Origin of the sequence: Nocardiopsis ganjiahuensis DSM 45031 (genome assembly GCF_000341085.1) — a bacterium.
Lineage (GTDB): Bacteria > Actinomycetota > Actinomycetes > Streptosporangiales > Streptosporangiaceae > Nocardiopsis > Nocardiopsis ganjiahuensis.
Window position 1 is genome coordinate 252920 of the sequence record NZ_ANBA01000017.1, and the last position, 14738, is coordinate 267657.

At 72.9% G+C, this 14738-nt stretch carries 8 protein-coding genes; 2 read left to right on the forward strand and 6 right to left on the reverse strand.

Annotation, left to right across the window (positions count from 1 at the left end):
- Positions 1 to 73: 73 nt before the first annotated feature.
- From D458_RS36800 to D458_RS0124320, 6 genes are all read right to left on the reverse strand, one after another.
- On the reverse strand, positions 74 to 232 hold the full coding sequence (locus tag D458_RS36800; RefSeq protein ID WP_160168067.1) for a hypothetical protein: 159 nt from the start codon (positions 230 to 232) through the stop codon (positions 74 to 76).
- The gene (locus tag D458_RS0124300) at positions 229 to 1794 is read right to left on the reverse strand and encodes a TRAFAC clade GTPase domain-containing protein (RefSeq protein WP_017589328.1); all 1566 of its coding nucleotides are present in this window, start codon (positions 1792 to 1794) and stop codon (positions 229 to 231) included. The genes D458_RS36800 and D458_RS0124300 overlap by 4 nt, the downstream gene beginning before the upstream one ends.
- Positions 1791 to 4376, reverse strand: coding sequence for a GTPase-associated protein 1-related protein (locus D458_RS0124305; RefSeq protein ID WP_017589329.1), 2586 nt, complete (start codon positions 4374 to 4376; stop codon positions 1791 to 1793). The genes D458_RS0124300 and D458_RS0124305 overlap by 4 nt, the downstream gene beginning before the upstream one ends.
- A 180-nt stretch (positions 4377 to 4556) precedes the next feature.
- Positions 4557 to 5798 carry a TRAFAC clade GTPase domain-containing protein gene (locus D458_RS0124310; protein WP_017589330.1) on the reverse strand — a complete coding sequence of 414 codons (1242 nt, stop codon included), beginning with the start codon at positions 5796 to 5798 and terminating at the stop codon, positions 4557 to 4559.
- Positions 5795 to 8401, reverse strand: coding sequence for a fibronectin type III domain-containing protein (locus D458_RS0124315; RefSeq protein WP_026119650.1), 2607 nt, complete (start codon positions 8399 to 8401; stop codon positions 5795 to 5797). The genes D458_RS0124310 and D458_RS0124315 overlap by 4 nt, the downstream gene beginning before the upstream one ends.
- A gap of 913 nt (positions 8402 to 9314) precedes the next feature.
- Positions 9315 to 11426 carry an acyltransferase family protein gene (locus D458_RS0124320; protein WP_017589331.1) on the reverse strand — a complete coding sequence of 704 codons (2112 nt, stop codon included), beginning with the start codon at positions 11424 to 11426 and terminating at the stop codon, positions 9315 to 9317.
- Between the two features lie 375 nt (positions 11427 to 11801).
- Here D458_RS0124320 and D458_RS0124325 point away from each other — a divergent pair, with 375 nt between their 5' ends.
- On the forward strand, positions 11802 to 12599 hold the full coding sequence (locus D458_RS0124325; RefSeq protein ID WP_017589332.1) for a toll/interleukin-1 receptor domain-containing protein: 798 nt from the start codon (positions 11802 to 11804) through the stop codon (positions 12597 to 12599).
- Positions 12596 to 14650 carry a hypothetical protein gene (locus tag D458_RS0124330; RefSeq protein ID WP_017589333.1) on the forward strand — a complete coding sequence of 685 codons (2055 nt, stop codon included), beginning with the start codon at positions 12596 to 12598 and terminating at the stop codon, positions 14648 to 14650. Before D458_RS0124325 ends, D458_RS0124330 begins: the two co-directional genes overlap by 4 nt.
- The last annotated feature ends 88 nt before the right edge of the window (positions 14651 to 14738 follow it).

The window sequence follows — 14738 nt, forward strand, 5'->3', positions numbered from 1 at the left end:
CTCCGCCGGTCCGGCCGGACGCACCGTCGCCCCGGCCCGGCGACGGTCGCCGCCGTCTGCCGGCCCGACCGCCTCAGGGGCCGACGAGGCCCGACCAGATCAGGTCGACGAGCCACAGGACCACTCGGACCACGCCTGACAGGACCAGTGCCGTCATTACCGCCGTCGCCGTGTGGAGCAGTGCCGCGGTGGTCCTGCGGGCGGTCCGGAGACGGGGTTCGGGGCCGCTCACCGCACCTCCCGAGCCGGGACCGTCGGGTCCGGGCCGACGGGGGCCGCCTCCGCCGCCGGTTCCGGGGCGAGCATCGCGGTGAACTCCTCCGCCTCCGGCGCCAGCAGCCACCGGGCCAGGGTGGTGAGGCTGGGGTCCGGGCTTCCGTCGGGAGCGACGACCGCGCCGGTCACGAACACCCTCGTCGACCCGAAGTCGCTCCGGGCCGCCCGCAGCACGTTCCGCATCCCCAGCACCTCCCGCACCCACCGTTCGGGCGGGACGTCGGCGGGTGCGATGGACGTGCCCGCCAGCAGGTCGCCGCGGGTGACCACGACCGCCAGCCGGGTCCGTCCGAGTCCTCGCGCCGACGTCCCGTACTGGTGCGCGATCCCGTCGCGTACCTGCATGTACACCTGTTCGGGGTCGGGGGTGAGCGAGCGCTCCTCCGCCAGCCGCCGGCGCTCCCCGGCGTCGAGGGCGTCCCACACCGGAGGCATCGCCAACGGGTCCACGACCAGTACGAACGTGGTGGTCTTGCCCAGGTAGGTGAGTTCCTCGGTGCGTTCCAGGCGGCCGAACCACTCACCGGCGGTGTCGTAGACCTGGACCATCAGTGCCCGGCGGCCGGCGGTCACCCGCAGCACCAGCCCGCGCGCCCGGCGCCCCGGCCGGGTCGGGGGAACCCGCTGCCGGGGCGAGAGCATCAGGGCGCTGTTGCCCAACCGGTGCCGGGTGTCCTCGCTCGCCAGTTCCACCCGGGCCCCCGGGTGGGAGGCGGCGGCGTGCTCCAGTGCCGCGTGCAGACCGTGGGTGAGCCGGGTCTTGCCCGCCCCGGTCCCGCCGAACAGGGCGATCGGGAGTTCTCGGGCCTCTCCCGGCCGGTGCTCCAGCCCCTGGAGGCAGTGCGGGCACAGGGCGTTCAGTTCCGCACTGCCCAGGACGAGCAGCGTGGGCATGCTCTGCCCGCACAGGCACCTGCGCCGGAACACACCCAGGCGTCCGGGCCGGACGTCGCGGTGCACCCGACCGCAGTGGACGCACTCGTAGGAGGGGTAGGCCATGCGCTCGAAGCAGCGGGGGCACAGCATGCGCACGCGCCGGTACCGCAGCAACCCGCCGTCCACCAGCCGCAGGACCGCGGCCCCGACCCACGCCCAGGCCGTGTGGGTGAGCACCACCGCCGCGTGTACGGCCAGGTGCGGAAGCAGGAAGAGCACGAGCAGCCCCGTGCGGCGCCTGACGCGGGAGCGGACCTCGGCCAGGTCCCGCCACGCCGGACCGCCGTGGTAGCCGAACTCGGCGGGGTCCCCCGGCCCCGGTCCGGGGATCTCCGGGTTGTGCCCCTGGAAGAGGACCAGGTGGACCGAACGGACGTACACCCAGGTCAGAGCCGTGAAGCCGGTGGACAGCGCCAGGGCTGCCACGACGACCACGGCGCTCATCAGGGAGGCCAGCACCTTCATGGAGTCGCCGTCGAAGACCAGGAACAGCACCATGGGGGCGAGGACGAGCAGGACCAGCAGCGGTACCAGCAGGGCCTCGAGGTCGGAGGGGGAGAACGGCGGTCGGCCTGCGCTCATGTTCTGCGCGGCCCCCTCCGGAGCCGACCGAACAGGCCGCCGCCCTCCCGCTCCCTGAGCGAACGCACCCACGCCTCGAACTCCGGCCCGTCCGACTTCTGGTCGAGTGCCCTGCGCACCTTGCCGAGTTCGTGCCGGGGCCAGGTGAGCAGCGCCGGTTCCAGCACGTACCCCAACAGGCGGCCACCCCTGTCCCGCCGCCCGCGCGACCTCTCCGGCCTGCCCGGCACACCCGACCTGCCTGCCTCACTCGGCCCGCCCGGTTCACCCGGCACACCCGGCTTCAGTGCCAGGGCGGTCCGGAACACGCGGACGGCCAGCTCCCCCTCCGGCGGCTTCCCCGGCCGACTCCGCGACCACCTGGCCAGGCCCCGCTTCGGCGGCAGGGTCAGACGGCCGCGCGCCGCCCTGCAGTAGGCGACGAACACCTCCTCGGCGCAGCCGGACAGGGCCGCCGCCGCGTGCGCGGGGTGCCAGCGCAGCAACCGGTCGGCCAGTCCCCGCAGCCCGACCACGGTGACCGCCGTGCCCCGGTGCGCCAGCACGCTCCGGGCGACCTCCGGAAGCAGGGAGGGCGCCTCCGCACCCCGACTCCGGTCCAGGCGGGCCAGCGCCGCGGACACCCGTTCCCACGCGCCGACCAGTCCCCGGGCGTCCTCCGGCAACTGCCGCCCGATCCGGTGGCGGGCCAGCTCGTGCAGCGCCCGCCGCCACTCGCCGTCCTCGTCCTTGTTCGGTGCGGCCCTCAGGGTTTCGGCGACCCAGCGGCCCACTCCGGGGGAGACCAGGGTGTGCTCGCCGACCAGTCCGAGCACCGCCGGCACCGTGCCCGGCCGCCGATCCGGCCCCCAGACCTCGGTGAGTAGGTCCTCGTCCAGGTCGTGGTCGGCCAGTCCCGGAGCCTCCGAGACACGTCCCTCCTGACGCAGTGCCACCACCCCGCGCAGCAGGCACAGCGGGTCGCTGTCCCCGGAGGCGAGCATCCGCAGTTCGCGCAGCACGGCCGTGGAACTGTCCCGGTCCTCCACGAACAGGGCACCCACCGGTCCCGCTGCCAGCTCTGCCAGCACCGGTCGGGGCAGACCGGCCAACTCCGCGGCGGCACCTCGGCGCAGGGCGTCGTTCTCGTGCAGCAGGCGGACGAGACCGGGGGCGGGGGAGGCCCCGGGCGGGATGGCGGCCAGATGGCCGGCGACCGTGTCACGCCCGTACCGGGCCAGGGCCACCGCGGGCAGCACCAGCCCGCCGGACCGGGCCCAACGCAGGAGCTCCACCGCCCGGTCCGGTGACGGAACCCGGCCGAGCGACCCGTCCAACAGCCCGGAGACCCGGTCCCGGGCGGCGTCCCGCACGAGTTCGGAGCGCATCGGCGACACCGGCGGCGCCTGGGCCCCGGCCGCGATCCGGTCGAGGGAGCGGCGCACCATCACCCCTTCCAGGCGTTCGGTGAGCCCGTCCGAACCCACGCTGTGGGCCACTCCCTGGAGGTCGACCAGTTCGTCCTCGTGGAGGGTGTCGGTGTCGGCGTCGAGCAGCCTCCCGAGGAGGTCGCGGGTCTGCGCCGGGCGCAGCCAGGACGCGGCCCCGGACAGCCAGGCGCGCACCGCGCGCAGATCGGGGTCTGTGGTGCGGGCGGAGTCGTCGGCCAGGGAGGCCGCGGCGAGCACCGGTCTCCAGTCGGCCAGCGACCGTTCCGCCCCCGAGGCGTAGGGACGGGCGGCCGACCACAGCGCCGGGGTTCCCTCCACTCCTGTCCTCAGGACCAGGGACACCACCGCCGCGGTGTCCGGTGAGGGCGGTTCGGCCGGCTGGTGCCGGGCCGTGTGCTGTCGAACGGTGCGCGGTCCGCCCTCCCGGTCCTCCGCCAGGTCGAAGACCGCGAACCTGCTCCGGAGCATGCGGGTGTCCGTGTGCGGCGGCACGGCCACCACGTGCACGAGGGTGTCCTCGGGGTTGCCGCTGTAGGTCGCGAACGACATCGCCCGTGCGCGCTGTGGCGGAAGCAGGTGCGACAGGGCGGCCAGCCAGTGGGCGGCCACGTCGTCGTCGGCGAGCAGGAGGACGGGGAGGCCGTCGTCGATCGCGTCGTCCACCGCCACCAGCAGCTGTTCGGGCAGATCCTTCCGGTGCGCGCGCAGCCAGGAACCGGTCCGCCGCCGGTCCAGCGGGCCCGGGGGGAGGTCGAGACCGGGCAGGTCCGTTGCGGTCACCGGGGCGCTCGCCCAGAACCCGCCTCCCCACAGCTCGGCGGGCAGGGGGCCGCCGTCGTCCCAGCTGTCGTTCGCACCCAGCAACAGGCTGTGCGCGAAGTAGTTGCCCGGCCGCCCGGACGGGTCGTCACCGCTGGACACGACACGGCTCAGTACCGGGTGCCCGACCAGGTCAGGGGAGTAGCAGAGGTTCACCGGGTGCAGGCCGACGTCCTCGGCGGCGAGCGAGCGAGGGGGTTCGTAGACGGTGAAACGCTCCACCTCGCGCAGGACCCGCGGGTCCACCCCCGGGGTGGCCGCGTTGAACTGGTAGCCGGAGTGGCCCGACAGGCCGTGTTCGCACGAGGTGTAGTACAGCTGAGGTGAACCCATCGCCTGTGCGTGCCCTTCTCGTTCGGAGTGGTGGGGCCGACGGAGTGGTGTGCTCGTGTGGAGCGCGGTGGCGCGGACCGTGTTCACGCGGGTCGCGTCGGTGCGGGAGGCGGTCGTGCGGGGTGCGGGCGTGCGGTGCGGTCCGGCGGAGGCCGGGCCCCGTCGCCTGCCGGCCACCGCTCAGGGGAGGGCCCGGGAGGAGCGTGGCCCGCTTCTGGACGGGACGATCCCGAACTCCGAGAGCATCCACAGGAACGGGTCGGCCACCCGGTACGGCCGCACACCTCCCTGGACCCGGTTGTCGTCGCTGGGGGCCCCGCCCAGCGAGGAGACCCCGAAGTAGCGGGCGTTGCGGTAGTGGCTGCCGACGTGCTGGTCGATCCCCCCGCCGTCCCAGAGGTGGAGGAGCTGCTGGACCTGCGCGTGCACGTCCTGGCTGTCGGACTCGTCGAAGTACGGTTCGTCCGACTGCGGCCGGTGCAGCGGCGACCCCTCGTCCATCGCACCGCGCAACGCGTCGATCTTGGTGAGGCACACCGCGATGGGCACCCTGATCAGCTGGTTCGGGGAGCCCTCCCGGCGCATCAGCAGCTCGGTGACCCGTTCCAGCATGTGGATGGGCCGGTTCTCCGGCCCGCTCGGCGCGGGCAGCCTGGTTCCGGTCGCGGCCAGCCGCCGGGCCCCGTCCATCTGGAGCGGGTCCAGCAGCAGGATCACCCCGTCCGCGTTGCGGAGATAGCGCAGGTTGGTCTCCACGCTCTCCTCGTCGTCGAGGTCCTCGCCTGCGGAGTCGAAGAACGACAGCAGGGTGTGCCGGGGCCGGATCCCGGTCAGCCCTCGCCCCCGGCCGGTGTACCGGAACAGCAGGGGCGCGCGGGCCGCCCCGGCCGCCCGCCGCGTAGCCGGGAGCAGCCGTCCCTCCTCGTACAGCGGCGACTCGTAGTCGGGGCCGAAACGGTGCCGGGTGTGGTCGTCCGAACCGCCCACGGACGCGTTGAACCGGTTGCCGACCCGGTTCCTCAGTTCGTGGATGAGCACCGTCATGAACACGGTCTTGCCCGAGTCACGGGCGCCCACCAGGGCGATCGTCCGGCCGCGCATCCGCCCGAAGTTCACCGGCATCCGGGCGTGGCACACCGCGCACACCTTCCGGTCGGTCGTGCCCGAACAAGCGGGGCACACCGCCCGGGGGCGTCTGCCGTTGGCCTCGAAGACCGGTGGGAGCCGCTCGCGCCGCCCCAGGTGCTCCCGCAGCGAGCGGTCCTCGGCCGGGGGACAGGCGTCGCCCAGGGGCCCCGGGCGACCCGTGCAGCGGAACAGGATCCGGCGTTCGGCGAAGACCGAGTAGCAGTAGGGGCACACCAGCCGGGGCCCGTCCAGGGGGTTGGCGGGCAGCCAGGTGTTCGCGGGCAGGAGGTTCACAGGCGCAGCTCCTTCACCGGGGGTTGGCGCAGGCGCACACCCGCGCCTCCGTTCATCGGGAAACACATCAGCCAGGCCGGTCCTGGCTCCCGGGGCGGCTGGACGCGCACCGACACCCGCTCACCGGCGGACAGGTGACGGGCAGGGAAGGTCGCGAGCACCCGGCCCTGCTCACCGGAGTGCGGCTGCACCCTGCCCGGTGTGTACACGACCGCCACCTCGGGCATGGCGCAGGCGTCCCGGGTGCTCAGGTGGACCACCCGTTCCCGGCGGAGCAGCCCGACCGCCTCCACCCGGTACTCGAGCACCGCCTTGTCGGGCACCCGCACCGTCGCCGGAGGGCTCAGGGACTCACCGGCCCCGGTGGGTACGGCGGTCCGGACCGTCACCACGACCGGCCCGGATCCCATGTGCGCCTCGAACCCGCCCTCGGCCTCGTACCGCAGCCGCGACTCCCGCTCGGTACCGGCGGCCGGCCCGCTCACGCCGCTCACGCCGGCTGCGCCACCCGGGTCCCCGGCGCCGCGCGCACCGCTCACGCCACCCGCGCCACCTCCGCCACCCGGGTCCCCCGGGCCGTGCGCACCTCTCGGGCCATCCGTGCCGTTCACCCCACCGGCACCATCCATTCCACCCGCACCACCGGGGCACCTTCGGGCGTCCCACCAGGACACCACGGCCGTGGCGGCGTGCTCGGGCCAGGTCCAGCTCAGCCGGACCACCGTGTCGAACCGTTCGGCGCGCAGGCCGGTGACCGGGGGAGCGGCGACCACCCGACTGCTCCCGCCCGCCACCGCCCGGTCACCCGCCACCGTCACGGCCAGCACGTGCGTGGTGCCCGCGGGCAGGGGGAGCACGGCTCGGCAGCGGCCGTCGGCCCCCACCACGGTCTCGGTCGACACCTCCGAACCCAGCTCCGCCCACCGGTCGGCGGGCACGGTCCGGCCCGGTGCCCACGACGGCGGCAGTTCCGAGGTGAACAGCACCACGCGGCCCCGGGGCGGCGCGGACCACGAGGCCACGAGCCCCGTCCCGCCCGCGGCCACCGCCAGGTCGCGCACCGGGGCCGGTGCGGGACCCGGGCGGGCCCGCAGCACCAGCCCCGACGAACTCCTCGCCCGGCCCCGCGAGGTCACGTACACCGCGCGCACCCGGTAGTGGTACTCCTCGTCCGGGCGGACGGAGGTGTCCACGAACCCCGTCCCGTCGTGCTCGACCGGAACCCCGTCGCCCAGTCCCCGGGGCGGACCGCCCTCCGCGCGCAGCACCTCCACCCGGACCGCCTCCGCGGGCGCCCGCCACGAGCCGCTCACCGACGCCTCGTCCGACCACACGCGCAGGTCGGTGACGTCGGGCGTGATCATCACCGGTTGGCTCGCCACCGACGCCGACGCCCCCAGGCCGCCGCGGACCGCCACCACCGCGTAGGAAGCCTCGTTGCCCACGGGAAGCCCGTCGTCCACGACCTGGGTGCCCGACACCTCTCCCACCGGTCTCTCCCGGGCGGTGCCACCGTGCCCGGTCCGACGGATCACCCGGTAGGTCACCCGGCCCGCCCGGCTGCTGCTGGGCTGCCACGTCACCACCACCCGGCGGCCGTCCACCCGCGCCGCCACGCCCCGGGGCGGTTCGGGCTCGACCGCGGCCAGCCGGGCGGCCAGGTCCTCGTCGTCGGCGGCCAGCTCCACTGCGGACTCCAGCGCCAGTGCCGCCTCCTCCTTCCGGCCCCCGCGCAGCGCGGTGTCGGCCGTTCCGACCAACTCCGCCACCTGGTCGGCGAGCTCGGCGACGCGGGTCCGGAGCCCGTGGCCGTCGGGCAGGTCGGCCGCGGCGGCCCGGGCCTGCCGGAGCTGGTGGTCGGCGAGCAGGTCGCGCACCTCCCGTTCGGCCCGGGCCGAACGGTCCCCGCCGTGCCCCTCCCGGCGCACCGCCGCGGCGATCAGGGCGGCCTCGTCCCGGTCCAGCCCCCGGTCCACCCAGGGTTGGACCAGAGCCCGCTCGGTCAGGGCCGCAGGGCGCGAACCCAGGTGTTCGAGGATCTCCCACAGCACGATCCGGTCGCGCAGCGCGGGGGAGCGGGCGGCGCGCAGCACGGCCAGGACCCGCTCGGCCGCCGCCCTGCTCTCCGTCATCGCCTCCACCTGGACCCTCCGCTCCGCGGCGTCCAGGGCGGCGTCGCTCAGCGTGGTCTCGGCCGAACCTTCGTCCCGGAGCCGGAAACCGTCGAGCACGGTGAACCCCTCGGCCAGCCGCCGCTCGCCGAACACCACGGCCGGGGAGAACGCCGCCCCGCGCGTGCGCAGGTGCTCGCTCAGGGCACGGGCTTCACGCACGGGAGGCACGGAGGGCAGGTCGGGGAGCCGGTCCACCACCCGGACCCCGTGCGCGCGCAGGTCGGCGACGGCCTCCTCCTCGGGCACCCCGGCCCCGTGCAACAGGTCGGCGAGCGCCGCCCGGTCCAGCACCCCGGTGGTGAGGTCGCGGACGGTGCCCTCCCAGTCGGCCCTGCCCCGCCGAGCCGGGTCTGTCGGCACACCGCTGTAGGGGGCGCCCCCCTGCGCCCTCTGCTCGTACCGGTTGTGGGCCTGTTGGTTCCAGGCCATCGTCGCTCCCGTCGGTCGTTTCGGGGAGGGGGCGGTCGCCTGTCGCGGCCCAATCCCCTCCCTCTCATCTCTCAGCCACGTGCATCACCCCGCCCGGGGCCGGGCCGGGAGGGAATCGGCCCGCGGGCCCGGGCCGCACGGGGAGGTGCGTGACCGCGCCGGGGCCCCAGCACGCCGGAACCCGGTGTGCCCGGGACCGTTCGGGGCGTGCGGCCGCGCAGGCGCGCCCCGTGCTCGGTCGCGGGGCACGGTCCGGGGCTCTGACGTCCCGGTTCGCCGGTGGTCTCCATCGGGCGGCCTTTCGCCGTGCTGAAGGGTGTCCGAAAGGGCGGGCCGGGGCGGCGGATGTGACGGCCCCGCCGGTGAGTTTTCACGAGCATACTTCGGAGCGTGTTCACCTGGCGTGGAGAAACGCTTTTCCTTCCGGGCGCAGGTCGGTTCCTTTCGGGCTTATCGGGGCGAATGTTCGCCCTTTTTCCGACCCTTTCCGGTGAACACGGACGTATCCGGTCACAGGTGCCGATGTCGACGTCAGGTGGCCCGTGCTCCGTGCGGGTGAGGGGTGTCGGCGCCTCGGCCGTGGTGGCCCCCGGGCGCGAACGCTGCCCGCGGGCGCAGGCCCCAAGACATTCTCCGAGTCGTTGTCCGCTCCGGCTCGGGGCTGGTGTTCGAGGGGAAAGAAAGCGCGGCTTCTTCGTGGCCGAAAGATGCCATCATTTCTGATGGGTCGGTATTTTTGGAACCGTGTTTCGCTTTTCCCTTTGCGCGGGTCTGCGCAGGGGTGCGCTCGGAGCCTCGGAGGCCGCCGGGTCCGCTTCCGGCTCCTCCGCGGAGCTCGGGTCCGTGCCGGCGCCGGTGGTCGGGATCGTCGTGTTCACGGTCAGCTCGCTCACGGGGGGCCTGAGCGGGGCGGTCAGGGACTGTCCAGGGCCTCGTCCATCCGGGTGCCGAGAGCGTCGGAGAGCAGGCGCGCGTAGGTCTCGGTGAGGTGGTGCGAGTCCCGGTAGACCACGACGTTGCCGATCACCGCGGGACAGGCGCCGTCCGTGCAGATCATGTCGGTGAGGTCGATGAGCTCGGCCCCCTCCACCTCACGGGCGGCCAGTTCCTGCGGGTCGTCGAGCTCCAGCGCCGCCGACGCGGGCCGGTCGCAGGCGGAGAGGTCGTGGGTGTACGACGCCAGGCAGTCGAGCACGTCCGTGGTGGTGCGCGGCGTGTCCCGGATCACGAGGAGCGGGGTGTCGGGGCCGGCGACCTCCCCCCACAGCTCGACCATGCCCTCGGCCATGGCGTCGCGCGCCTCCGGGCCGGATTCGAGGCCGTACGGAGTCCCCGCCGCCGAGGAACTGGTGATCAGCAGGTCCGGTTCCAGAGCGTCGATCTCGCCGACCACCGCCCGGTTCCAGTCCGAGCACTCCTCGTAGAGCGTCCCCTCCCGGCTCACCTCGGTCGCGGTGAACGCGCAGGCCGACTTGTTGAACACCACGATCCGCCACCCGCGCTCCCGGCCCAGCTCGTCCAACGCCGGGAACCACTGGGTGCTGTGCGAGTCCCCGGTGAGCGCCACCGTGGTGTCCGCGTCCTCGGGGCCGTAGACACACGGATCCGAGGGGTCCCGTTTGTCGAAGCCGGCGTGGCAGCCGTCGTCGTATGCCTGTGGTGTGTCGTCCTCCGCCCCGACCGGGGAGGGGTACAGCCACGCCCCCTCCGTGGAGGGCAGGCCGATCGCCTCCGGGCCCACGTGCACCGCCGGGTCGAAGTCGCCCGCCTGGAAGCTGTCGACCCGGGCCAGGGCCGCGGCGGTCACCGCGCCCACGGACAGGATCCCGACCAGGGCCACGGCCAGGGCCCCGCGCCCCGTGCGGACCAGGCCGTGCCGGGCCACCGGGTCCTCCACCCAGAGCTTGGTCGCCCAGGCCAGCAGGAACGACAGCGCGGCCACGGCCACGAACCCCAGGGGACCGAGGGTGTCCCGTTCGAGCAGGGCCAGCGCGAACACGATGAGGGGCCAGTGCCACAGGTACAGGGCGTAGGAGATGTCACCGACGAACCGGGCCGGGCCCGTGCTCAGCACCGTCGCGGCGGAGGGGCCGGGGGAGCGTTCGGCGGCGATCACCGCCACGCAGCCCAGGACGGGCAGGAGCGCGGCGTACCCGGGGAAGGGGGTGCCGGAGTCGTAGAGCACGGCGGAGGCCACCACCGCTGCCAGACCCGCCCAGCCCAGGGGGAGGCGGAGCGGCTCCGGCAGTCCCCGCTCGGCGAGGAACAGCGCGAGGAGCCCGCCGGCGGCCAGCTCCCAGGCCCGGGTGGTGGGCAGGAAGTAGGCCGAGGGGGCACCGCTCGAGGTCAGCAGCAGCGAGCAGACCAACGAGGCCGCGAACACCGAGGCCAGCAGCACCGTGAGCGCCCCGGTCCCGGCCGCGGTCGCCGCGCCGGACGCGGCCCCGGAACCCCGCCGGAGGGAGCCGCGCCGCAGGAGGAGCGCCCACAGGACGAACAGCAGCGGCCACACCACGTAGAACTGCTCCTCCACCGACAGCGACCAGAAGTGCTGCACGGGGCTGGGCGCCGTCTCCGCCGCCAGGTAGTCCAGCGCCTGGTTGCCCAGGTAGAGGTTCTCCACGTACGCCGCGGAGGCCAGCAACTGCCAGGCGGTGTCACCCAGCCGGGTCACCGGCAGCAGCACAACGGAGGCCGCCCCGGTCGCCAGGAGCACCACCGTGGCGGCGGGCAGCAGGCGCCGGACCCGCCGCACGTAGAACCCGGCCAGCGACACCCGGCCGTGTTCGCGGACCTCACGCAGCAGCAGCGACGTGATGAGGAACCCGGAGATCACGAAGAACACGTCGACGCCCACGTACCCGCCCGGCAACAGCTCCGGGTTCAGGTGGTAGACGAGCACGAGCAGCACGGCGACGGCGCGCAACCCCTGCACCTCGGGCCGGAAACGGCTTCCGGGCGCCCGGGCCGCGGACCGTTCCGGAGCGGCGGCGACCTGCGGCGAAGAGAAGTCGGGTGATCGCATCCAGTCATGATGGGCCCTTCCGCTGTCCCGGGAAGGGCGACTCGGAGAGCCTTTCGCGAGTGTTTCCCGACTCTTCGCCAGCCGGAGAGAAATCCCTCCGTTTCCGTTGCCTGCCATACCGGTTCAGCCGTGCCTGTTGACGGTCGGGTGGCTGACGTGGCGCCGCCCCCGAGCTCCGTCCGGTCCGGGGTTTCCCGTTTCCCCGGAAAAGGGCGGTGGGAAACAAGCCGATCGGCCTTTCCAGATCTGGGGTTTGGGCACATTATCGGAGTGCTGGAAAAAGGCGCTTGGTGGCGATATGTATCGTCATTTCCGTTGTGTCCAAAAGTTGGCAATAGTCGTTCATTTTATTTTCCTTGATGCGGATGGGGAGTCATGACCAGCTGTTTCATCAACTACCGGACTGGCGACGGTGAACACGTCGCCCTGCTCCTTGGGCGGGAACTGGCCCAGCGTTTCGGTGCGGAGGAGGTGTTCCGGGCCAGCGACTCGATCCCGGCCGGAAGTGACTTCGAGCAGGAACTCAGAAAAGCGGTGCGAGGCTGCGAGGTTCTTGTTGCGGTCATCGGCTCGGAGTGGTTGGAGATCCGCGGTGGCGATGGCCGACGGGCGGTCGACAACCCTGAGGACTGGACGCGCTGGGAGATCGCGGCCGCCTTCGCGTCCGGCGCGACGGTGATCCCCGTGCTGATCGAGGCCACGCCGCGCCTTCGTAAGGACGACTTGCCCAAGGAACTCGCCCCACTGGCTAGTTGCCAGTACCGGCGGCTGCGCCACCGGACCTCGAGCTCCGACCTCGATGAGATCGCCGAGGCCGTCCTGGTCGCCGCCACCGAGCTGGACAGGAGACTGCAGGCCCGGTCCGGGAAGGAGACGGCCGTGCGGAACGGGGAGGCGCGCACGGACAACAGCATGGCCGACGTCGACGGCATCGCCGTGCAGGCCAGGGACTACAGCAACAGCGGCGTGGTGGTCAACGGCAACGGGGCCACCACCAACACCGGTTCGGGTGACCTCAACCAGAACTCGACCGTCACGCACGTCTCCGGGGACCAGAGTTCGACCACCTACCACGTGGCGGGTGACCAGAACTCGACAACCAACCACGTGTCCGGCGACCAGACCGTCAGGGGCCAGAACACCGGCGGCACCTATGGGAAGGGCCGCCGGTGACCCCGCAGGAGACCGACCCCCGCGCCTGGCCCGCGGGACCGACCACCAGTGGTGACAACGCCACCACCAACACCGGTTCGGGAGACGTCAACCAGGACTCGACGGTCACCCATGTGTCCGGGAACCAGTACCAGCAGCACTTCTACGTCAGTGCCTACTCCGGGCGGCTCAGATTCGATGCCAAGGGGCAGGTGATCTACGGCAAGGAACGCAGGATCGTTCCCGGGGACCGGCTGGCCACTCTGCGCCGTCGCTTCGTCGCTCCGCCCGGCTTCGATGAGAAGGAAAACCGAGCCGGGATCGCGCGCCATGGAGCGGTCGTCCTCAGCACCAGGCCCGGGGACGGGGCCAAGGCCGCAGCCCAGATGACCCTGGCCCCAGTCGGAGAGGAGGCCGACCAGGATGTCCAGGACGACCTGGTCCGGACCAACGACGAGGGGCAGCCGTTCCTCGACGAGAAAGAGCTCAAGGGCGGTGAACGCCTCCTGGTCGACCTCACCCGGGAGAACAGAGCCGCCCTTGGACCCCTGCACGACGACCTGGAGGGGTTGCGCACGCGGGTTCTCAGAGCGGGTGCCTCTCTCGTGGTGCTGGTGGAACACGAAGACGTGGAGTGGCTGCACCCTTCCCTGAAGGACCGGGTGGTTCCACACCACCGGCCGGATGCGCTCGCCGTTCTCGCCGAGCACCTCAGCTCCCGTGCCGTACCGGGGTTCTTCCCGAACAGTGCCACGGAGAAGGTCCGTACATGGGCCGCCACAGCGACCATGGGGGGTATCGAGGAACTCGCTCGGCGCACCGAGGCCGCCTACCGGGAAGCCGGATTCGAGGGGCGGATCGATGACTGGCTGAGCCGGGCCCTTGGGGCGGGAGAGGAGGTCCTGCCCAAGAAATTGGAGGAGAAGAAGGGCCGGGAACGGGCGGTCCTGCTGGCCGCCTCCCTGGTGGAGGGGGCACCCGTCGAGCACCTGGCCGCCGGTGTGGACTCGTTGCTGGACCAGATCTCCTTCCCCGAGGACGAGACACCCCTGCTCGACCGGAAGAACTTCCGCGAAGAACTGCGTGACGGTGAGATCCGGGTGGGAGCCGAACGCAGGGCGTACTTCGAGCAGCCCGGCCGGGCCGGGGCGCTGCGCAGTGCCTTCTGGGACGCCCACCCCCGGCTGCATGACGAACTCGGCCGGTGGGTGGACACACTGGTCACCAACCGGATCCTGTGGCCCGCGGACCAGGATCGGGTCGCCGAACGCTGGGCCGAACAGACTCTGCGGATCGCGGATCCGGAGCGGGTGTTCGAGCGGGCCAGAGGATGGGTCTCCCAACGGCGTGGAACCGCTCCGCAGGCCGCGGTGCTGCTGACCACTGTGCTTCGGGACCGTCGGTACGGCAGAGAGGGGCGGCAGCGCATCTACCAGTGGGCGAAGAACACGGGGATCGGATGGGAGTTCGCCCAGGTACTGGTCGCTGTGTGCGCGCAGGAACTGGCCGCGACCCACCCCGGACAGGCCATCGTCCGACTGCACCTGCTCGCCGTCAACCAGTCGGAGGCGGTGGCCGAGGCGGCCCGGGCAGAGCTGGGCACTCTGGCCAACGAACGTCCGCTGTACCGCAAGATCCTGCGGAGGGTCTGCGACCGCCTCCCCGAACACGGCCATCCGGTCGACCAGGGCCTGTTCTGGGACCTCACCGCACCCGAACGCCTGGTCGGAGCCGGAGCGCGGCCTCGAACGGTCCCGCCCGAGGTCGAGGGCCTGGTGCGGAAAGGACTGTGCCACGTGCTCCACGGGCGCCCGCAACAGACCAGGGAGTACGCCCACCGCTGGATCGGCCACGGTGCCCAGCTCAGGGAGATCCTGGTGATGGCCGCCGTCAGCGCCGGGACCCTGCCTGCCCTCTACACCGCCGCGCTCCACTGGCGGGCGGCGGCCGGTCCCGAGGAACGGGGGAGCCGCCGCTCCGCCGGCGCTGCCCTGATCCGGCTCATCGACACCGCCGAAGGACTGGACTCACCCTTCGACACCCTCGCCGAACAACCTTCGGAGGCACGGTGAAGCCACCGCACCGCGAGCTGGGTGAGTCGAGTGAGCGGCCACCCGCTCGGTACTTCTCCAGGCAGGATCCCCTTCGCCTCACCCGGCT

Bases quoted from the DNA above. Each gene is read 5' to 3' on its own strand.
- D458_RS0124300 (WP_017589328.1), bottom strand. From the start codon at position 1,794: ATGAGCGCAGGCCGACCGCCGTTCTCCCCCTCCGACCTCGAGGCCCTG.
- D458_RS0124305 (WP_017589329.1), bottom strand. From the start codon at position 4,376: ATGGGTTCACCTCAGCTGTACTACACCTCGTGCGAACACGGCCTGTCG.
- D458_RS0124315 (WP_026119650.1), bottom strand. From the start codon at position 8,401: ATGGCCTGGAACCAACAGGCCCACAACCGGTACGAGCAGAGGGCGCAG.
- D458_RS0124320 (WP_017589331.1), bottom strand. From the start codon at position 11,426: ATGCGATCACCCGACTTCTCTTCGCCGCAGGTCGCCGCCGCTCCGGAA.
- D458_RS0124325 (WP_017589332.1), top strand. From the start codon at position 11,802: ATGACCAGCTGTTTCATCAACTACCGGACTGGCGACGGTGAACACGTC.